At 72.2% G+C, this 18,854-nt stretch carries 22 protein-coding genes and 1 tRNA gene; 16 read left to right on the top strand and 7 right to left on the bottom strand.

From position 1 onward, the window contains the following. Positions 1-108: 108 nt before the first annotated feature. Positions 109-1,152 (bottom strand): polyprenyl synthetase family protein, encoded by a 1,044-nt coding sequence (locus Q9S36_RS49550; RefSeq protein ID WP_311292107.1) that lies wholly within the window; start codon positions 1,150-1,152, stop codon positions 109-111. An 81-nt stretch (positions 1,153-1,233) separates the two neighbouring features. On the opposite strand from Q9S36_RS49550, the gene Q9S36_RS49545 reads away from it, so the two are divergent. Further along, positions 1,234-2,085: a DICT sensory domain-containing protein gene (locus Q9S36_RS49545; protein WP_311292106.1), complete on the top strand. Its 852-nt coding sequence runs from the start codon at positions 1,234-1,236 to the stop codon at positions 2,083-2,085. Positions 2,086-2,118: 33 nt separating this feature from the next. On the opposite strand, the gene Q9S36_RS49540 is transcribed toward Q9S36_RS49545, so the two are convergent. The 3 genes from Q9S36_RS49540 to Q9S36_RS49530 form a co-directional block, all read right to left on the bottom strand. Further along, positions 2,119-3,717, bottom strand: coding sequence for a hypothetical protein (locus Q9S36_RS49540; RefSeq protein WP_311292105.1), 1,599 nt, complete (start codon positions 3,715-3,717; stop codon positions 2,119-2,121). Further along, complete coding sequence (locus tag Q9S36_RS49535; protein WP_311292104.1) at positions 3,714-4,622, bottom strand: ABC transporter ATP-binding protein; 909 nt, start codon at positions 4,620-4,622, stop codon at positions 3,714-3,716. Before Q9S36_RS49535 ends, Q9S36_RS49540 begins: the two co-directional genes overlap by 4 nt. 67 nt (positions 4,623-4,689) lie before the next feature. Further along, positions 4,690-4,762, bottom strand: a tRNA-Lys gene (locus tag Q9S36_RS49530). Between the two features lie 191 nt (positions 4,763-4,953). Here Q9S36_RS49530 and Q9S36_RS49525 point away from each other — a divergent pair. The 7 genes from Q9S36_RS49525 (at position 4,954) to Q9S36_RS49495 (ending at position 8,957) form a co-directional block, all read left to right on the top strand. After that, positions 4,954-5,142 carry a hypothetical protein gene (locus Q9S36_RS49525; protein WP_311292103.1) on the top strand — a complete coding sequence of 63 codons (189 nt, stop codon included), beginning with the start codon at positions 4,954-4,956 and terminating at the stop codon, positions 5,140-5,142. 72 nt (positions 5,143-5,214) lie between these two features. Further along, entirely contained in the window at positions 5,215-5,967 is a 753-nt protein-coding gene (locus Q9S36_RS49520) for a TetR/AcrR family transcriptional regulator C-terminal domain-containing protein (RefSeq protein ID WP_311292101.1), read from the top strand. A gap of 146 nt (positions 5,968-6,113) precedes the next feature. Further along, positions 6,114-6,938: a mechanosensitive ion channel family protein gene (locus Q9S36_RS49515; RefSeq protein ID WP_311292100.1), complete on the top strand. Its 825-nt coding sequence runs from the start codon at positions 6,114-6,116 to the stop codon at positions 6,936-6,938. Between the two features lie 62 nt (positions 6,939-7,000). Beyond that, the gene (locus Q9S36_RS49510) at positions 7,001-7,825 is read left to right on the top strand and encodes a PRC and DUF2382 domain-containing protein (RefSeq protein ID WP_311292099.1); all 825 of its coding nucleotides are present in this window, start codon (positions 7,001-7,003) and stop codon (positions 7,823-7,825) included. Between the two features lie 147 nt (positions 7,826-7,972). Next, positions 7,973-8,137 (top strand): hypothetical protein, encoded by a 165-nt coding sequence (locus tag Q9S36_RS49505; protein ID WP_311292098.1) that lies wholly within the window; start codon positions 7,973-7,975, stop codon positions 8,135-8,137. Continuing rightward, positions 8,134-8,325: a hypothetical protein gene (locus tag Q9S36_RS49500; protein WP_311292097.1), complete on the top strand. Its 192-nt coding sequence runs from the start codon at positions 8,134-8,136 to the stop codon at positions 8,323-8,325. The genes Q9S36_RS49505 and Q9S36_RS49500 overlap by 4 nt, the downstream gene beginning before the upstream one ends. A 32-nt stretch (positions 8,326-8,357) precedes the next feature. Beyond that, positions 8,358-8,957 carry a TetR/AcrR family transcriptional regulator gene (locus Q9S36_RS49495; RefSeq protein ID WP_311292096.1) on the top strand — a complete coding sequence of 200 codons (600 nt, stop codon included), beginning with the start codon at positions 8,358-8,360 and terminating at the stop codon, positions 8,955-8,957. Position 8,958: 1 nt separating this feature from the next. Here Q9S36_RS49495 and Q9S36_RS49490 read toward each other — a convergent pair whose 3' ends face one another. Then, positions 8,959-9,330 (bottom strand): universal stress protein, encoded by a 372-nt coding sequence (locus tag Q9S36_RS49490; RefSeq protein WP_311292095.1) that lies wholly within the window; start codon positions 9,328-9,330, stop codon positions 8,959-8,961. Between the two features lie 66 nt (positions 9,331-9,396). On the opposite strand from Q9S36_RS49490, the gene Q9S36_RS49485 reads away from it, so the two are divergent. Beyond that, positions 9,397-10,143, top strand: a complete 747-nt coding sequence (locus Q9S36_RS49485; RefSeq protein WP_311292094.1) for a copper homeostasis protein CutC — start codon at positions 9,397-9,399, stop codon at positions 10,141-10,143. A 29-nt stretch (positions 10,144-10,172) separates the two neighbouring features. Here the strand turns inward: Q9S36_RS49485 and Q9S36_RS49480 are convergent, their stop codons facing one another. Next, positions 10,173-11,675: a M81 family metallopeptidase gene (locus Q9S36_RS49480; RefSeq protein WP_311292093.1), complete on the bottom strand. Its 1,503-nt coding sequence runs from the start codon at positions 11,673-11,675 to the stop codon at positions 10,173-10,175. Between the two features lie 316 nt (positions 11,676-11,991). Here Q9S36_RS49480 and Q9S36_RS49475 point away from each other — a divergent pair, with 316 nt between their 5' ends. Together Q9S36_RS49475 and Q9S36_RS49470 are read left to right on the top strand one after the other, a co-directional pair. After that, positions 11,992-12,195, top strand: coding sequence for a cold-shock protein (locus Q9S36_RS49475; protein ID WP_028650227.1), 204 nt, complete (start codon positions 11,992-11,994; stop codon positions 12,193-12,195). A 198-nt stretch (positions 12,196-12,393) separates the two neighbouring features. After that, positions 12,394-12,558 (top strand): hypothetical protein, encoded by a 165-nt coding sequence (locus Q9S36_RS49470; protein WP_311292091.1) that lies wholly within the window; start codon positions 12,394-12,396, stop codon positions 12,556-12,558. Between the two features lie 26 nt (positions 12,559-12,584). Here the strand turns inward: Q9S36_RS49470 and Q9S36_RS49465 are convergent, their stop codons facing one another. Next, entirely contained in the window at positions 12,585-13,634 is a 1,050-nt protein-coding gene (locus Q9S36_RS49465) for a hypothetical protein (protein WP_311292090.1), read from the bottom strand. A 44-nt stretch (positions 13,635-13,678) separates the two neighbouring features. Between Q9S36_RS49465 and Q9S36_RS49460 the strand changes: the two genes are divergently transcribed. The 5 genes from Q9S36_RS49460 (at position 13,679) to pstB (ending at position 18,809) form a co-directional block, all read left to right on the top strand. Beyond that, entirely contained in the window at positions 13,679-14,536 is an 858-nt protein-coding gene (locus Q9S36_RS49460) for an NUDIX hydrolase (RefSeq protein ID WP_311292089.1), read from the top strand. A gap of 208 nt (positions 14,537-14,744) precedes the next feature. Next, entirely contained in the window at positions 14,745-15,878 is a 1,134-nt protein-coding gene (gene pstS, locus Q9S36_RS49455) for a phosphate ABC transporter substrate-binding protein PstS (protein WP_311292088.1), read from the top strand. A 79-nt stretch (positions 15,879-15,957) separates the two neighbouring features. Next, on the top strand, positions 15,958-16,914 hold the full coding sequence (gene pstC / locus Q9S36_RS49450) for a phosphate ABC transporter permease subunit PstC (RefSeq protein WP_311292087.1): 957 nt from the start codon (positions 15,958-15,960) through the stop codon (positions 16,912-16,914). After that, on the top strand, positions 16,911-17,993 hold the full coding sequence (pstA, locus tag Q9S36_RS49445) for a phosphate ABC transporter permease PstA (RefSeq protein WP_311292086.1): 1,083 nt from the start codon (positions 16,911-16,913) through the stop codon (positions 17,991-17,993). The genes pstC and pstA overlap by 4 nt, the downstream gene beginning before the upstream one ends. A gap of 36 nt (positions 17,994-18,029) precedes the next feature. After that, entirely contained in the window at positions 18,030-18,809 is a 780-nt protein-coding gene (pstB, locus tag Q9S36_RS49440) for a phosphate ABC transporter ATP-binding protein PstB (protein ID WP_311292085.1), read from the top strand. Positions 18,810-18,854: the final 45 nt, after the last annotated feature.

Genomic DNA, 18,854 nt, shown 5'->3' with positions numbered 1-18,854 from the left:
GCGAGGCCAGGCCGAAGGAGCTGGAGTACTCGCGGATGACGAGGGCGGAGCTGCCCTCGGAGACGGTGTCGTAGAGGTCGCGCGGCGCGGCCCGGCGGAGGAAGAGGTTCATGCCGCGACCTCCTCGCCCGTGGCGACCACCGGTGGCGGTGCGACCACCGCGTCGAGCACTCCGGGTGCGATGCCGAGGTCGTCGAGCACCGTGCGCGCCGCGGTCAGGTGCTGCTCGGCGAGGTCCTCGACGAACCCGCGCGAGCCGCAGGCGGTGAGGAGGCGACGGACCTCCTCGAGCTCCGCCTCGTCGAGGTCGCGGCCGACGTGCGAGGCGATCCGGCTCCACTCCGCGGTGGAGGCGGCGTGCACCAGCAGCGGCGTCTGCTTGCCCGTGCGGAGGTCGTTGGTCGCGCTCTTGCCCGAGTGCCGCGGGTCGCCGAAGACGCCGATCAGGTCGTCGGCGAGCTGGAAGGCGACGCCGAGGGCGCGGCCCGCCTCGCCCAGGAGGTCGATCGTGGCGTCGTCCGCGCCGGCGAGGACGGCGCCGGCCTGGAGCGGCAGGGCGAAGGAGTAGGCGCTGGTCTTCTGCTCCTCCATCAGCAGGCTCTCGTCGAGCGTCGTCGGCGCAGCCCCCAGCGAGAGGCGTACGTCGGCGAGCTCGCCCGCCGCGGTGGTGTGGAGCGCGGCGTCGAACAGGTCGAGCAGCCGGTGCACGACGTCCGGCGGAGCGCCGCAGGTCGCGACCGTGCGCACGGTCGCGGCGAGCGCGAGGTCACCGGCGAGGATCGCGGCGGTCAGGCCGTAGTCGGCAGCCGGGCCGGGGGCGACGCCGGCGTCGAGGGCGGCGTCACGGAAGGTGCCGCTGACGTTCGGGCGTCCGCGACGCACGTGGTCGCCGTCGATGACGTCGTCGTGGATCACGAAGGCGGTGTGCATCAGCTCCACGGCGGCACCCACCTCGGCGGCGGCGGCGTCCTGCGTGCCGCCGAGGGCGCCGTGGGCGGCGAGCAGGAGCGCCGGCCGGAACCGCTTGCCGCCCTCGGTCGCGCTCACGAGCGCCTCCCAGAGCCGGGCGTGCTGCGCGTCCGTCGCTGCCGCGCGGGCGCGGCCGGACGCCAGCAGCCGGTCGAGCGCCTCGTCGGTCGAGACTGAGGTCATCGGTCCTCCCCGTTCCTCGTCGTGGGCGCCAATCTATGCAAGACTCCCAACTAAATCTAGGCAAGGTGAGGAGAATTAACGATGGAGTCGACGTCGTCCCCGTTGACCATCGGTGACCTGGCCGCCCGCACTGGAGTACCCATTGCGACGATCCGTAGTTGGGAATCGCGCTACGGATTTCCGTCGCCGTCGCGGGCGCCGGGGGGTCACCGGAGGTACGTCGAGGGCGACGTGGCAGCCGTCGCGGAGGTCCTCGCCCACCGCAGGGCAGGCCTCTCCCTGGAGGCGGCGGTCCGCCGCACGACCACCACCCCGGTGCGGCCCCGCTCGGTGTACGCCGAGGTCCGCCGCCACCACCCCGAGCTCACCGCGCAGGTCCTGTCCAAGGCGACCCTCAGCGCGTTGAGCCACGCCATCGAGGACGAGTGCTGCGCCCGCGCCGCCGTGCCGCTGCTGTTCGCGGGCTTCCAGCGCGAGGAGTTCCTGCGCCACTCGCAGGTCCGCTGGGCGGAGCTGGCCCGCACGGCCCGGGCCGCGGTGACCTTCGCGCACGCCGCCGCACCCGCCCCGGTCGCCGACGGCCTGCTCACCGAGGTGCGCCTGCCCGACGACGCGCCGCTCAACCGGGAGTGGTTCGTGGTCTGCGACGCCACGGACCTGCCGGCCTTCCTCGCCGCGGTCGAGCTCCCGCGCGAGCGCGCGGTACCCGACGCGCAGCGCTCGTTCGAGGCGCTCTGGTCCGTCGACCCGCAGGTCGTGCGGGTCGCGAGCCGCGCGGCCGCGGCCATCGCCGACGACTACCGACCCGACTGGCGCCCCACAGGCGAGCGCGTGCCCGAGTCGGACGACCCGCCGCCCGCTTCCGGCGACCTCGCCCGCGCCTCCGCGCTCTTCGACCGGATGCTCGGCTACGTCGAGTCGTCGCGGACCTGAGGCCGCTGCGGGTGGAGGCGGGCGTGCCGGACGTCAGCCGCTGACGGCGTCACGGCGGCGGTAGCCCCACAGCCCTGCGACGGTCAGCGCGGCCGCCACGAGCACCAGCACGGTGGCGGGCAGCACCTCGAAGCCGTCGACCGGGACCTCGGCGAGGTGCCAGAAGGGGGAGATGCCGTCCACGACGTCGGGGAGGCCGAGCAGCTGGCCGAGCATGACCTGCAGCGCCACGAACGCCACCGCGGCCCACGCGAGACCTGCGAGGCGTGGCGCCAGCCCGAAGACCGCGGCAGCGAAGGCACCGATGGCCAGCGTCCCGGGCAGGTAGGCCAGCTGCCCGCCGAGCTGGGGCAGGAGCTGGTCCCACTCCCCGCTGCCGAGCCCGTAGCCGACGGCGAGGCCGAGACCCATCAGGACCGTCAGCTTCGTGACCGCGACGAACGCCACCCCGACCGTCGCGGCCATCCAGCCGGTCCGGCTCACCCCGGTGGCGAGGATCGACTCAGCGCGCCCGGCCTCCTCCTCGGCCCTCAGCCGCAGCACCGACGCGACCACGAAGCCGGACGAGATGACCGACATGAACACGAAGACGTACGCCAGGAACGCGTCGACCAGGGCGTCCCCGGCGGCCCCGCCCGCACCGACGTAGTCGGCCATCTCGGGGTTCGACTCGATCAGGTCCGGGATCGTGGGGATCACCGCTCCGTACAGCATGCCCAGCAGCACCAGCCCCACAGCCCAGCCGATCATGAGGCCGCGCTGCACGCGCGCCACCAGCCCGAACGGCGTGGACAGCAGCCGGCCCGCCCGTGGTCGGCCCGGGCGCGCCTGCAGGAGACCGCCGCCGAAGTCGCGCCGCGTCGTCAACCACGCTGCTGCCCCCAGCAGCAGCGCCGTCGCGAGCAGCAGGACGAGGGCGGGCCACCAGCGTTCGTCGCCGAACGAGTCCATCCGCTGCGCCCAGCCGAACGGCGACGCCCAGACGAGGGCGTTGTCCTCCATCGCCCCGACCCCGCGCACCAGGTACCCGACCGCGACCGCGGCCCCCGCCAGGCCCAGGGCACCGCGTGCGCTCGTCGAGACCTGGGCGGCCACGAGCGTCACGGCCGTGTACGTCACGCCGAGGAGGGCCAGCCCGGTCCCGTAGGTGAGGCTGCCGCCGGCCTCGAGACCGGCTGCGAGCATCGACGCGGTGGTGATGGCGCCGAGGAGGAGTGCTGCCGCGACGCCGTAGAGGAGGCCCGCGAGCGTGGCGGCGTGACGGCCGACGACCGTGGAGCGCAGCAGCTCCGCGCGCCCGGTCTCCTCCTCCGCGCGGGTGTGCCGCACGACCAGGAACACCACCATCAGGCACACCCCGAGCTGGGCGACCTGGGAGATCTCGTTGGCCACGATGCCGCCCAGCGTGTCCAGGCCTGCCTGTCGGCCCGACATCAGGTAGTTCACCGGGCTGACCCCGATCGCGCGGGCGTAGCCGGCGACCTTCTCCGGGGTGTCGTACAGCGGTGGCACGGCGAGCGCGCTGGCGACGATGGTCCCCCCGAGGCCGACCAGCCACAGCGGCAGCCGCACCCGGTCGAGGCGCACGACCAGGCGCAGCAGGTCGGACACACCGGTGGTCGACCCGGTCACGACGACACCTCCTCGCCGTACTGCCGCAGGAACAGCTCCTCGAGGGTCGGCGGGTGCGCGGCCAGGGACCGGACGCCGAGAGCGGTGAGCGCGGTGAGGGCTGCGTCGAGGTGGTCCGAGTCCACGTCGAAGGTGACGCGGTCGCCGTGGAGCTCCGGCTCGTGCACACCCGGCACCTCGGCGATGCCCGTGGCGGGCCGCTCGGTCTCGGCGATCACGGTGGTGCGGGTCAGGTGTCGGAGCTCGGCGAGCGTCCCGGACTGCACGACGCGGCCGGCGCGGATGATGCTGATGCGGTCCGAGAGGGCCTCGGCCTCGGCGAGGATGTGCGAGCTGAGCAGCACGGTCGCGCCGTCGGCCTTGAGCTCGAGGACGGCCCTCTGGAACTCCGCCTCCATCAGCGGGTCGAGCCCCGAGGTCGGCTCGTCGAGCAGGTAGAGCTCCGCGCGGCTGGCCAGCGCCGCGACCAGGGCGACCTTCTGGCGGTTGCCCTTGGAGTAGGTCCGTGACTTCTTCGACGGGTCGAGCTCGAACCGCTCCAGCATCTCCGCGCGACGTGCCTCGTCGAGGCGGCCCTCGCTGCCGCCGCGGCTGCGCATCCGGGCCAGGACGTCGATCACCTCGCCGCCCGTGAGGTTGGGCCACAGCGAGACGTCGCCGGGCACGTAGGCGAGCCGGCGGTGCAGGTCGGCGGCATCACGCCACGGATCACCGCCCAGCAGGGACGCGGTCCCCGAGTCGGTGCGCAGCAGGCCCAGCAGGACGCGGATGGTCGTGGACTTGCCGGCGCCGTTCGGCCCGAGGAAGCCGTGCACCTCACCGGCCTCGACGGTGAGGTCGAGGTGGTCGAGCGCGCGGGTGGGCCCGAAGGTCTTGACGATGTCGCGGAGCTCGATGACGGCCATCCGTCGATGATGACAGCCGCTCGCCTCGCGGCTCGACAGCATCACCGAGTCCGTCCAGAGGACGCTGTAGGCCTCCAGGGGCTCGAACCCTGAACCAACGGATTAAAAGTCCGCTGCTCTGCCAATTGAGCTAGAGGCCCGCGACGGAGTCGACGGCGAGACGGCGTCCGCGCTGCGCATCCTTCCAGAGGACCGTCGTCGGGGCGCACCTCCCGGCCCGCGGAGCGGGTCGCACGATCTCCCGGCCCGTCCTTTCGGGCGGGGCGACCTTGATCGCACCGGCGGGGCGAGCGAGGGTTTACGACGTACGTTCCCCTCGGAAGGACGCCTCGTGACCGCACCTACTGCACCCACCGCGCCGTCGCCGGCGCGCAGCACGTGGGCACTGCTCACCCACCGCCGCATCACGTGGCGCGAGGCCGGCGAGGGGTGGTCCGTCCTGGTGGCAGGGTCCGTGGCAGCGGCCGCGGCCCTCGCCCTGCTCCGGCTGGCGCGCCTCGCGCTGGGTCGCCGGGGCTAGCCTCTCCCCCTCCTGGGTCGTACGCCTCGCGATACCGTGGGGCAGGCGGCCAGGCTGTCGGAGGGGGCGGACATGAGCGACCAGGCGGGTCCCGGGGACGCGTACCCGGACGCCGACCGCGCGGCGGTGGAGGACGACCCGCCGCCCTCTGCGCGGGTGTCGCTCTCCCGTGACCGCATCGTCGCGGCCGCGCTCGACTTCATCGACGCGAACGGCCTCCCGGGGCTGACCATGCGCCGGCTCGGGGAGCAGCTGGGGGTGGAGGCGATGGCGCTCTACCGGTACGTGCCGAGCAAGGAGGACCTCCTCGACGCCGTGGTGGAGCGCCTGGTGGCCGACGTGCACGACGACGAGGTGGTGCTGGACTCGCCCCGCGACGGGTGGCAGGACTTCCTGCAGCGCCTCGCCCACGGCGTACGACGGATGGCGCTGGCGCACCCGAAGGCCTTCCCGCTGGTCGCCTCCCGCCCGGCGGAGGCGCCCTGGCTCCGCCCCCCGCTGCGCAGCCTCCAGGTCGTCGAGACGTTCCTGTCCGGCCTCGTCGAGGAGGGCTTCACGGACGAGGCCGCGATCCAGGGTTATCGCGCGTACACCAGCTTCCTGCTGGGACACCTCCTGCTCGAGGTCGCCGTGCACGGCGCCGATGTCGGCCCCCTCGACGTCCTCGACGACCAGACCGGTGACCCCGGGGTGTCGGACTACCCGACGGTGTCCCGGCTGCGGTCGTCGCTGTCGGAGGACCACTCGGCCGTCGAGTTCGAGGAGGCGCTCGAGGCCCTCCTCGACCGGATGACCGTCGCGCGCAACGAGCACCTCGGCGACTGACCCCCTCCTAGGGGTGCATTTCTCCGGCCGCCACATGTGGCCCCGGTTCGTGGGTACGGCTTACGTCGTAAACCACTACCAGCGGCGCACGGCGTTCGTCCCCATCCCGTGGCGGGTCGACCTCCGGCGTCGCGAACGGAGGACACATGAAAGACGCATTGCGTGACGGCCTGAGCACGGTCGCCGAGTTCGTGCCCAAGCTCGTCCTGTTCCTGGTCATCCTGATCGTGGGCATCATCATCGCGAAGGTGATCGCGAAGGCGCTCAACGCGATCCTCGAGCGCGCCGGCTTCGACAAGGCGGTGGAGAGGGGCGGGATCAAGCGCGCCCTCGCGGGCTCGAAGATGGACGCCAGCGACATCGTCGCCAAGCTCATCTACTACACCCTGCTGCTGTTCGTGCTGCAGCTCGCGTTCGGCGTCTTCGGCGCCAACCCGATCAGCCGCTTGATCGAGGACGTGATCAGGTTCCTCCCGAGCCTGGTGGTCGCGATCATCATCCTGGTCGTCGCCGCCTCCATCGCCGCCGCCGTCAAGGGCCTCCTGGAGAACATGATCGGCGGGCTGTCCTACGGCCGCGCCCTGGCCAACATCGCCTCGGCCTTCATCCTCTTCCTGGGTGTCGTCGCCGCGCTCAACCAGGTCGGCGTCGCCACCACGGTCACCACCCCGGTGCTGATCGCGATCCTCGCCACCGTGGCCGGGGTCATCATCGTCGGCGTCGGTGGCGGGCTCATCCGTCCCATGCAGCAGCGGTGGGAGAGCTATCTCTCGACCGCCGAGCGTGAGGCGCCGCGCATGAAGGCACACGCCGACAGTGCGCCGTCGGTGCGCGACCAGGCCCGGTCCGCTGCCCAGGACCTGTCGCCGTCGAGCGGCACACCCGGCTCGGCCACGACCGGCAGCACGGCGGTCTACGACCAGAACGCAGAGCCCGGCGCCGGGTACGACGCCTCGCCGCGCCAGTACTGACCACGGGCCGTCGCGCGCCCGCGCGGCACCCGTCCACCCATCTCTCAAGGAGAACCACTGACATGGACACCTTCGACCACGGCCAGTTCATCGGCCAGACGCTCTACTCCAGCGACGACGAGAAGGTCGGCAAGATCGGCCAGGTCTACCTGGACGACGACACGGACCAGCCCGAGTTCCTCACCGTCAACACCGGCCTGTTCGGGATGAACGAGTCGTTCGTCCCCGCTGCCCGCGCCGACGTCACCGGCGACGGCGTACGGGTCCCGTTCACCAAGGACCAGATCAAGGACGCGCCGAACGTCGACGTCGACGGAGGGCACCTCGACCAGTCCGAGGAGCGTCGCCTCTACGAGCACTACGGCATGACCTACTCCGAGCGCGCCAGCGACTCCGGGCTGCCGGAGGAGGGCACGGGACTCGCCGGCACCACGGGCACCACCGCCGGCACCGCGGCGGGCACGACCGGGTACGACCACTCCGCGGGTCACGACACCTCCGGCCCGGACACCGACCACGCGATGACGCGGTCGGAGGAGCGCCTCGACGTGGGCACGACCTCCCAGGAGGCCGGTCGCGCCCGCCTGCGCAAGTACGTCACCACCGAGCAGGAGACCGTGACCGTCCCGGTGAAGAAGGAGCGCGCGGTGCTCGAGACCGAGCCCCTCACCGGCGAGAACCGGGACGAGGCACTCTCCGGCCCGGACATCTCCGAGGAGGAGCACGAGGTGGTGCTGCGCGAGGAGCGCCCCGTCGTCGACAAGACCGCCGAGCCTGTCGAGCGGGTCCGCCTCGGGACCGAGACGGTGACCGACGAGGAGACCGTCACCGAGGAGGTCCGCAAGGAGCACATCGAGGCGGAGGGCGACGTCGACGACCGACGCTGAGCCCCGACGCCGACCGCCCGCTCCTCGACAGGGGGAGCGGGCGGTCGTGGTTTTCGGGGTCAGGGTCGCCGCCGACCGCCTGCTTGGATGGGGCATGCACTTTCGATACGATAGACGTATCGAAATCGAGCGGAAGGAGTGGTGGACGTGCCGAGCACCGAGGTGGTCCTGTTCATCGTGGTGGCGCTGCTGGCCGGAGGGCTGACGATGGGCGGCGTCACCCTCGTCTACTTCCTCGACAAGTGGCGCGCCGACGCGGCGCCGGAGCCGGCGCGCGAGCGGGAGGCGAGCCCCTTCGACCGGGCTGCGTGAGCGCTGTGCACGGGTTGCTGGTCCTGCTCGCCTTCGCCCTGGCGAGCCTGGTGACGTACGCCGTCGTGCTGGCGGCGCTGACCGCGACCTCCGCGGCCTCCGACGAGCCGTGGCTCGACGTCGAGGAGCCCTCCGAGGACGGTGGGGAGGTCGGCGAGGAGCGGCCGGGCACGCCGGTGTCATGCTGACGTCCCCATCCCGACGACCTGACGGAGCGCGCGTGCCCGCGGACCCCTCACCCCCACCGGCCCGGCCGGGCAGGCCCCGTCAGTCCGCGCTGGACGAGCGGCTGCGAGCCGCGGTGCTGCAGCTGCTGCGCGCGGGGGGTCCGCGCGCGGTCACGATCGACGCGGTGACCGCCGCCTCGGGCGTGGCGAAGACGTCGATCTACCGCCGCCACGCCAACCGCGGCGCGCTCCTGACCGCGGTCCTCGCGGAGGCGATCGGCACGCCCGACGTGCCAGCGGAGGGCGACGTGCGCGACAAGATCCGCGCCGCGCTCGAGCAGGTCTGGCACCAGATGGGCGACGTCCTCGGGCCGGGCGGCCTCGCGGCGATGGTCTCTGACAGCGACCCGGAGTTCACGGCGCTGTTCCGCACCGCGCTGCGGCCCTACGTCGAGGTGCTGGTCGGCCGGATCCGCGCCGACGTCGAGGCCGGCCTGCTCCGCGCGGACCTCGACGCCGAGGGGGTGGTGAGCCTGATGGTCGGCGCCTACCTCGGCGAGCTGGTGCGACGCGGCGAGGTCACGCCCGACTGGCTCGACCGCTCCCTCGAGCTGCTGTGGACGCTGATGACGCCCCCCGACGGGCAGCGCTGACTCAGGCCTTGACCGCGAGCACCGGGCGCGGGGCGTCGAGGAGGATCTGCTGCTCGGTGCTGCCGAGGATGAGCTTGCCGACCTGCGTCCGGTGCCGGATGCCGAGGACGAGGAGCTCGACGTCGGGCTGCTCGGCCGCGGAGAGGAACTGGTCCACGGGCGAGCCGTCGGCCGCCGCCTGGATGGTCCGGACCGCCACGCCGGCACCTGTCGCCGCGCCGGAGGCGAGGGCCTCGACCTTCTCCGCCTCCGCGGCGTCGGCCGGCAGGTTGTGCACGATCAGGTCGGTCGCGTGGAACGCCGCCTGGACGGCGCCGGCCCGGATGGCCTCCGCGCCCTCGGGGGTGGGCTTGTAGAAGACGAGGACGCTCACGGGCTCTCCTGGGGTCGGGTCCGGACGGCACGAACGTATCCGACCGGCGCGGCATAGCGTGGCCCCGTGACCCACAGCGAGCCCGCGCGCACCCTGGTCGAGATCTGCCTCGAGGACGTCGGCGGTGCCGCCGTCGCCGCCGCCGGAGGCGCCGACGCGCTCGAGGTGTGCGCCGGTCTCGCCGACGGGGGCACGACACCGACGCTCGGGTTCGTGCGCCACTGCGCCGAGGAGGCGCCCGGGCTGGACATCCGCGTCCTGGTGCGCGTCCGGGCGGGCGACTTCGTCCACTCGGCGCAGGAGGTCGACGTGATGGCGGCCGACATCGAGGCGACCCGGTCGGCCGTGCCGGCGGGCACCCGGCTCGGCTTCGTGCTGGGCACGCTCGAGCCCGACGGGACCGTCGACGCCACAGCCGTACGTCGCCTCGTCGCCGCGTGCGGCGACGCCCCGGTCACCTTCCACAAGGCCTTCGACTCCGTGCCGGACAAGCGGTCGGCGCTCGGGCTGCTGCGCGACCTCGGCGTCACCCGGGTCCTCACCTCGGGCGGCAGCGGGCCGGCCGTGGACCACCTGCCGGCGCTCGCCGGCCTCGTGCGGCGCGGGGGCGACGACGTACGCATCGCGGTCGGTGGCGGGGTCCGCCCGGCCAACGCCGCCCGCATCGTCGCCGAGACCGGCGCCCGCGAGGTCCACCTCCGCGCGCCCGGCAGCGTGCGGTCCGCCGGGGTGTCCGCCGGCTACGACGAGGGCAGCCGCAGCGTCACCAGCGCCGCCGTGGTCGCCGAGGTGATGGCCGCCCTCGGACGCTGATCCGCCACGCGGCTCGGGTGCCCGGCACGTCACCCGGTCGTGTCGCCCGGGAACAGCACCGCGTACGCGAGAGGGTCCACGCCGGACACGTCGTCGAGCGGGAACATGGGCCGCCGGACCCGTCGGTGCCCGAGCCGGGTGAGGTCCTGGTCGACGCCGCCGGGGGTCAGCGCGAGCATCCAGTCGGCGGCCATGTCGTACAGCTCGGGCTCGAGGTAGCCGATCTTCACGACCACGATGTCGGCGCTGCGGGGGTCCAGCCCGAGGCGGGTGAAGTCGGACTCGAGGTGGTAGGGCCGCCGTCGGCGGGTCACGACCACGTCGACGTGCTCCGTGCGGACCACGACCTCGAGGTTGTCCTCGCCCGGCACCACGGCGACCACCCGCCCGCTCAGCTCGACGGGAGGAGCGTGCCGGTCGTCGACCCGGGCGCCGACGGTGAGGTGCACGTCCGCACCCACCCCGGCCTCGTACGCCGCCAGCGCGCCGGCCGCGTCGGGGATCGAGGCGTAGATCGCCCGCTTCCCGCTCGCGGCGAGCTCCGTGCTCGCCAGCAGCCGAGCGAGCGTCCACGTCACGTCCCCGGCGCCGCCCGCTGTCGGGTTGTCGCCCGAGTCGGAGACGAAGTACGGCGCGACCGGGGACGCCACGGCCGCAGCGAGGACGTCGCCGAGCGAGCCCGTCGGGGCGACGAAGCCGAACTCCTCGCGCCGCGCCCACAACCGACCGGCGAGGTCACGGGCCTGCCGCATCGCCAGGTCCGCGTCGTCGCCGACGACCATGACCACCGCGCAGTTGCGCGGCTCGTCGGCCCACGGGTAGCCGATCCAGATGCCCGCGTCGAGGATCCCGTCGAGCGCCTCGATCCGCGGGACCTCGGCGTACAGGCTCCTCGCCGGCTCCTGCCGGGTGCTGGTCATCTCGCCGGGCAGCAGGATCGGCACCGGCACCCACGCCTTCGCCGGCCGGCGCTGCCCGGCGGGCAGTGCCAGCCGGTCGAGCAGGTTGCGCGCCGCGCGCTCCTTGGTCTCCTGCCAGTCCACGTGCGGTGCGGTGCGGTACGTCGTCAGCAGGTCGACCGTCTCGGCGAGGGTGTGCGAGACGTTGCCGTGCAGGTCCATGCCGCTGCTGAGCAGGCAGTCCGACCCGACCACGGTACGGACCGCGAGGGCCAGGTCGCCCTCCATGTCGTCGAGCCCGACGACGCCGGCCGCGCCGTGGATGTCGAGCACCACGCCGTCGAGCGGCGCCTCCGCGACCGCTGCGGCGAGCCCCGCCAGGATCTCCGCCTTCAGCGCGGCGTAGTCGTCGGCCGGGATGGCTCCTCCGGCGATGTTGCGCGCCTGCAGCACGCCGATCCACTCGGCGCGGTCGGCGAGCGAGCCGCCCGCGCGCCAGAAGTCCCACGCGTCGAGCACCTCTCGACCACGTCGCGGGGACAGCATCGCCGCCGTGGTGAGCGCGGGGGAGAAGGTCGAGGCCTCCAGGCTGATGCCGCAGACGGCCACGCGGGGACGAGCTGGTCCGGTCACCCGGCGATGGTGTCAGGGCTCGCCGGAGGACCCGTCGGCGGGCGTGGCACGCGGGCGTCGCTGCACGCTCCACGACCCCGTTGGCCGAGTGTTCACCGACGCGTTGATCTCGACCGGTGACGCGGGGCAAATTGTTGGTAGGGTCTGTCCTGCAACAGGTGCAAGTTCCAGCAGGTCGACGCCCGCGGAGTTTGTGATCCAACGGCGTTTGTTCTTCGGGCCCTGCCAGCTCGTGAGTCGCAAGCGGCGTGTCACCGCATCTGGTGCGGGTCGCCGAGGTGGCGGCTCACGCCCCGACAAAGGAGTAACGAGCGACATGGCTCAGGGCACCGTTAAGTGGTTCAACGCCGAGAAGGGTTTCGGCTTCATCGCGCAGGAGGACGGCGGCGACGACGTCTTCGTGCACTACTCGGCCATCCAGAGCCAGGGCTACAAGTCCCTGGACGAGAACCAGAAGGTCGAGTTCGACGTCACCCAGGGCCCGAAGGGCCCGCAGGCGGAGAACGTCCGTCCGCTCTGATCAGCGGACGCTGGACTGAGGTCCAGATCTGATCGACGCTCTGGCCTCTCCCCTATAAAGGGGAGGGGCCGGAGTGGATTTGGGGGGAGACTAGTGACACGAAAGGGTCATTTGCCCGGCGGCACCTGTCGTGGACACTGGACCCCAAGACGTACATTTGAGTGAGAAGACCGTGCTCGCGCGGAGAGGGAGGGTGACGTGCACGACCAGTTCGACGTGACCCTCGAGGACGGCGACCTCCTCGGCGAGGTCGAGCTCACCACCACGCTGATCATCGCCGCGAGCGAGTCCGAGGAGCACCTCTCCCAGGAGGAGATCGACCGGCTGCTCGGCGTCACCCCGCGCAAGCCCTCCGAGGACTGAGCCGCGCCGGACCGCCCCCGCGCGGCTCAGCAGGTCGCGAACAGCACCGGCCCGCTCGTCAGGTCCGACAGGACGTACTCGCCGTCGGCGGGACGCAGGTCGAGGGTGATCTCGCGCCCGTCCGAGCCTGCCCCCGCCACCGAGAACCGGTCGCCGAAGTCGCCGCCCTGCCCGGGCGCGGGGCCGGCCGCGAGCCGGGCCCGCGCGTCGGCGTCGCCCGGGGCGTCGTCGGCGTCCTCGACCTGCAGCACCGCCCGGACGTCGCCCCCGCGCCGGAGCCCCATCGCGAACCCGGTGAGGGGGTGTACGCCGCCCGCTGCCGCCACGAGCTGGTCGGCCTCGGCCTGCGCGTCCTCGTCGGCCTGCGACATCGCCAGCTCCTCGCACGCGTAGGCACCGTCGTACACGGCGGCGGCGAGCGGCTCCTCCAGGGCCCCCGCGAGGTCGGCCAGCTCGTCGGCCGCCTCCGCGTCGCCGCGCACCACCTCCAGGACCTCCTCGAGGTACGGCGCCTGGTCCGAGGCCAGCACGATCCCACGGTCGCCGAGCAGCACGAAGTGCTGGAGCTCGGGGGTGAGCATCGACCCCACCTCCGACAGCACGTCGGGGCCGCCGACCCACACCCCGTCGGCCTCCTCCGGCTCGGTCCAGCCGAGGTCGCGCAGCCGCGTCGCGAGGTCGTCGAGGTCGACGTCGTCGCCGACGCCCATCACCTCGACCGCGCCGTCACCCGACTGCGCCAGCAGCTCCCACTCGAGGGTCGCCGGCGAGAAGCCCAGCTGCTCCTGGACCACGCCCGCCGACGTGCCGAGCGCGGACATCGACGACAGGTCGCGTGCGAAGGCGTCGGCGAGGAAGGCGTCCACCGCCTCGGCGCTCGAGCCGTCGTCGAGGTCGGCCCCGAGCTCGGTGCGCACGCCCGCCCAGTCGGTCCACGCGGCCCGGCTGGTGCCGGCCGGGACGAGGTCGAGCGCCTGCTGCAGCGGCGTACCCCGGTCGAGCGCGCGGAAGGCCACGAGCCCCGCGACGACCACCGCCAGCACGCCCACGAGGGCCAGGACGGCACGGCGTTGCACGGACGGGCTCCTCGCGGATCGGCGACGGGTGTGACACTACTTCCATGGAGCCCCGCGACGTGCGCGCTGCAGGCGCGGTCGTGACCCGCAAGGGCGGCGACGTCCTGCTGGTCCACCGGCCCAAGTACGACGACTGGTCCTTCCCCAAGGGCAAGCTCGACCCCGGCGAGCACGTCGTCACCGCCGCGGTCCGCGAGGTGGCCGAGGAGACCGGCATCGACGTCCGGCTCGGGCCGGCGCTGTCCTCGCAGCGCTACCGGATGTCCAACGGCCGCTACAAGACGGTGGAGTACTGGACCGCGCGCGTCGTCGGCAGCGACGACGTCAGCCGCTACCAGCCCAACGACGAGATCGACGCGGTCGAGTGGGTGCCGTGGGACGCGGCCGTGCGCCGGCTCACCTACGCCCACGACTGCGAGACGCTCGCCGAGGCCCGTCCGCTGCGCCGCAAGACCCGGGCGCTCGTCGTGCTGCGCCACGGCAAGGCACGCTCGCGGGGCAGCTGGCGCAAGGACGACCGGCTGCGCCCGCTCGTCCAGCTCGGCGAGATGCAGTCCGAGCGGCTCGTCCCGCTCCTGGCCGCCTTCGACGTGACCTCGGTCCACACGTCCTCCAGCACCCGCTGCGTGCAGACGGTGACGCCGTACGTCGACACGACCGGCTGGCCGGTGAAGAAGTACGACGAGCTGAGCGAGGAGGGCGCCACGGCCCAGGGCGTGGTCGACGTCGTCGACGCGCTCCTCGAGAGCGGCGACAGCACGGTGCTCTGCACGCACCGCCCGGTGCTCCCGACCGTCCTCGACGCCCTGCGGCTCCCGGAGACCCGGCTCGAGCCCGGCTGGATGCTCGTGGCCCACCACCGCAAGGGCCGCGTGGTGGCGACCGAGGTGCTGCAGCCCTGAGCCGCCTTCGGCCCTAGGCCTGCGGCCCCTCCCGCGTCAAGGCTCGCGGGCCGAGTTCATGTGATCGCCGTCTCACGCACGGATCGGCGACGCCATCCGGTCCGGTCGAGTTCATCGCCCGTTCACCGACGACGCCGTGGTCGTTCTCCTGTCGTCCCTAGCGTCCTGACCGTCAGCAATCATCAGACTTCCATCAGGAGCTCCCGAAGTGAATCGCACTTCCTTCCGCAAGCTGCTCGCCCCCAGTGTCGCCGTGCTTGCCCTCTCCCTCTCCCTCGCCGCCTGCGGCGGCGGCAACTCGGCCGACGGTGCGTCCGGTGACGCGGGCAGCTCCGAGTCCGGCGGCGACTACGCCGACCTGTCCGGCGAGCTCGCCATCGGTGGCGCCTCCTCGCAGGAGTCCGCGCAGAACGCCTGGATCGTCGGGTTCGGCGAGGTCGCGCCCGGCGTGACCGTGTCGTACGACCCGGTGGGCTCCGGTGGCGGCCGCGAGAACTTCATCTCCGGCGGCTACCCGATGGCCGGCAGCGACTCCTACCTCACCGACGACGAGGGCGAGCTGAGCGGAGCCACCGAGACCTGCGGCGCCGAGCCGATCGAGATCCCCAACTACATCTCGCCGATCGCGGTCATCTACAACCTCGAGGGAGTCGACGACCTCAACCTTTCTCCGGAGACCCTTGCGGGCATCTTCGCCGGCGACATCACCAGCTGGGACGACGAGGCGATCGTCGCCGACAACCCGAACGCCGACCTGCCGAGCGAGGACATCACCCCCGTCCACCGCTCCGACGAGTCGGGCACCACCGGCAACTTCACGAACTACCTCTCCCAGGTCGCCGGTGACGTGTGGACCGCCGGCGAGGTCGAGACGTGGCCGACCGAGGCCGGCGGCGAGGGCGGCAAGGGCACCTCCGGTGTCGTCCAGGTCGTCACCGACGCGCCCAACACGATCGGCTACGCCGACGCCAGCCAGGCCGGCGGCCTCGGCCAGGCCAACATCGGTGTGGGTGAGGAGTTCGTCGCCCCGAGCCCCGAGGCGGCCGCCAAGATCTTCGAGGTCTCGCCCCGCGTCGACGAGGGCTCCGACGTGAACTACGCCCACGAGCTGGACTACAAGACCGAGGAGTCGGGCGTCTACCCGATCGTCCTCACGTCCTACCTCCTGGCCTGCCAGACCTACGACGACGAGGCGACCGCCGCCAACGTCAAGGGCTACATCTCCTACATCCTCAGCGACGAGGGCCAGGAGATCGGGTCCTCCGAGGCCGGCTCCGCGCCGCTGCCCGACGAGGTTCGCGAGCAGGCGCAGGCAGTCGTCGACGAGATCTCGGCCGGCTGAGCATCCACAGCACCACGGCGGGGGTCGGGCCCACGAGGCCCGGCCCCCTCCGACACGTCGTCACCCAGGAGGAACGCCGATGACAACCGCGATCCGCGATCCCGAGCAGGAGCAGGACCAGCGCTCCCGGGCCAGGACCACCCGCGTGGGGGACGCGGTCTTCAGCCGCACGGCCCTCGTGGCGGCCCTGCTCGTCGTGGCCCTGCTGGCGGGCGTCGCGATCTTCCTGGTGGCTCAGGGACTGCCCGCGCTCGAGGCGTCGGGTGACCAGGCCTACGGCAAGCCCAGCGTGTGGTCGTACGTCGGTCCGCTCCTGTTCGGCACGATCCTGTCGTCCACCCTCGCGATGGTCATCGTGGCGCCGCTGGCCATCGGCCTGGCGCTGGTGATCTCGCACTACGCGCCCCGTCGGCTGGCCAAGCCGGTCGGCTACCTCGTCGACCTGCTGGCGGCCGTGCCGTCGGTCGTCTTCGGCCTGTGGGGCATCGCGGTGCTGGCGCCGCGCATGGTGCCGATCTTCGACTGGCTGAACGACTGGTTCGGCTGGATCCCGCTCTTCGCCGGGCCCGTGTCCAACTCCGGTCGCACGCTGTTGACCGCGTCGGTGGTGCTCGCGCTGATGGCGCTGCCGATCGTCACCGCGATCCTGCGCGAGATCTTCGCGCAGACGCCCACGATGCAGCAGGAGGCCGCGCTCGCGCTGGGCGCGACCCGCTGGGAGATGATCCGCCTGGCCGTGCTGCCCTATGCCCGCTCGGGCATGGTGGCCGCTCTCCTCCTCGGCCTGGGCCGCGCGCTCGGCGAGACGATGGCCGTGGCGATGGTGCTCTCGGCCACCGGCGCGATCATCAGCTGGGACGTCATCTCGTCCTCCAACTCCAACACCATCGCGGCGGCGATCGCCAACAACTACGCCAACGCAGCCGGCCTGAAGATCAACGTGCTCATCTTCGCGGGCCTCGCGCTCTTCGTCCTGACGTTCGCCGTCAACTTCTTGGGCCGCTACGTCGCGACCCGCGGGCAGGTGAAGGCATGAGCACAGACCTCACGACCCCGACCGCCGACCAGCTCGAGCCGCTGATGGGCGGCACGCTGCCGCGGATCGCCCCCGTCCTGGTGGGCGTCTGCTCCGCCGCGCTCGGCGTCCTGGCCTGGCTCCTCGGCGCCAGCCCCGTGGTCGGCGTGGTGGTCGCGTGGACCGCCTACGTCGTCGGCTACTCGGTGTGGTCGCGCAGCGTCGAGGGCTCGCGCAAGGCCACCGACGCGCTGATGCGAACCCTGATGTGGACCGCCTTCGTGCTGGCGATGCTCCCGCTGGTCAGCCTCATCTGGACCGTGGTGGCCCGCGGACTGCCGGTGCTCACGCCGGCGTTCCTCAACGACGACATGAGCGGGCGGGCCCTTCTCGGCGTCGGCGGCGGCATCTACCACGCCATCATGGGCACGATCATGGTCACGACGATCGCCGCGATCATCGCGATCCCGATCGGCCTGTTCACCGCGATCTACCTCGTCGAGTACGGCAAGAGCAACCGCCTCGCCAAGGTCATCACGTTCCTGGTCGACGTGATGACCGGCATCCCGTCGATCGTCGCCGGCCTCTTCGCGATCGCGCTGTTCATCGTCGTCACCGGCGACCCGCTCCCGCGCCTGGGCATCGGCGGCTCCATCGCACTGGCCGTCCTCATGCTGCCGACGGTCATCCGGTCGGTGGAGGAGATGCTCAAGCTCGTGCCCGACGACCTGCGCGAGGCGTCGTACGCCCTGGGCGTGCCGCGGTGGCGCACGATCGTCAAGGTCGTCCTGCCGACCGCCGTCGCCGGCATCGTCACCGGCATCACGCTGGCCATCGCGCGCGTGGCGGGCGAGACAGCTCCGCTGCTGCTCATCCTGGGCACGGCGCGGGTGGCGAACTGGAACCCGTTCAACGGCCCCGTGCAGACCCTGCCGGTCTACATCTTCCAGTCCCTCGGGCAGACGACGCACTTCAAGTACGGCGAGATCTGGACCGACCGCGTCTGGGGCGCCGCCCTCTTCCTGATCATCATCGTCATGTCGCTCAACCTCGTCGCGAGGCTCGTCGGCAAGGCGTTCGCCCCCAAGACCGGCCGCTGAGCCGGCCGACGTAGGAACCAAGGAGTCACCCCCACCATGGCCAAGAGCATCGACGTCTCCGACCTCGACATCTACTACGGCGACTTCCTCGCCGTCGAGGGCGTCAACATGCACATCAAGGCGCGCTCCGTGACCGCCTTCATCGGCCCGTCCGGCTGCGGCAAGTCCACGGTGCTGCGCTCGCTCAACCGCATGCACGAGGTCATCCCCGGCGCCCACGTCAACGGCAAGGTGACCGTCGACGGGCAGTCGCTCTACGACAGCGCCGTCGACCCGGTCGCCGTACGCCGCCAGATCGGCATGGTCTTTCAGCGGCCGAACCCGTTCCCGACGATGTCGATCTACGAGAACGTCCTCGCCGGCAACCGGCTGAACTCGAAGAAGATGAAGAAGGACGAGGCCGACGACATCGTCGAGCGCTCGCTCAAGGGCGCCAACCTCTGGAACGAGGTCAAGGACCGGCTCTCCAAGCCCGGCATGGGCCTCTCCGGCGGCCAGCAGCAGCGCCTCTGCATCGCCCGCGCGATCGCCGTCGAGCCGCAGGTGCTGCTGATGGACGAGCCGTGCTCGGCGCTCGACCCGATCTCGACCTCCGCCATCGAGGACCTGATCCACGAGCTGAAGTCCGACTACACGATCGTCATCGTCACCCACAACATGCAGCAGGCCGCCCGCGTCTCCGACGAGACCGGCTTCTTCAACCTCAAGGCCGCCGGCCAGCCCGGCCACCTCGTGGAGTTCAACTCCACCCAGAAGATGTTCGCCAACCCCGACAACGAGGCCACCGAGGCCTACATCTCCGGCCGCTTCGGCTGAGCGCTCCGGGTCGGCCGGGGCCTGTCCGGATCGGCCGGTGGCTGG

It is taken from the genome of Microbacterium sp. ARD31, assembly GCF_031844425.1.
Note: the sequence above shows the minus strand (reverse complement) of the source record. Positions and strands in the feature narration are given on the sequence as shown.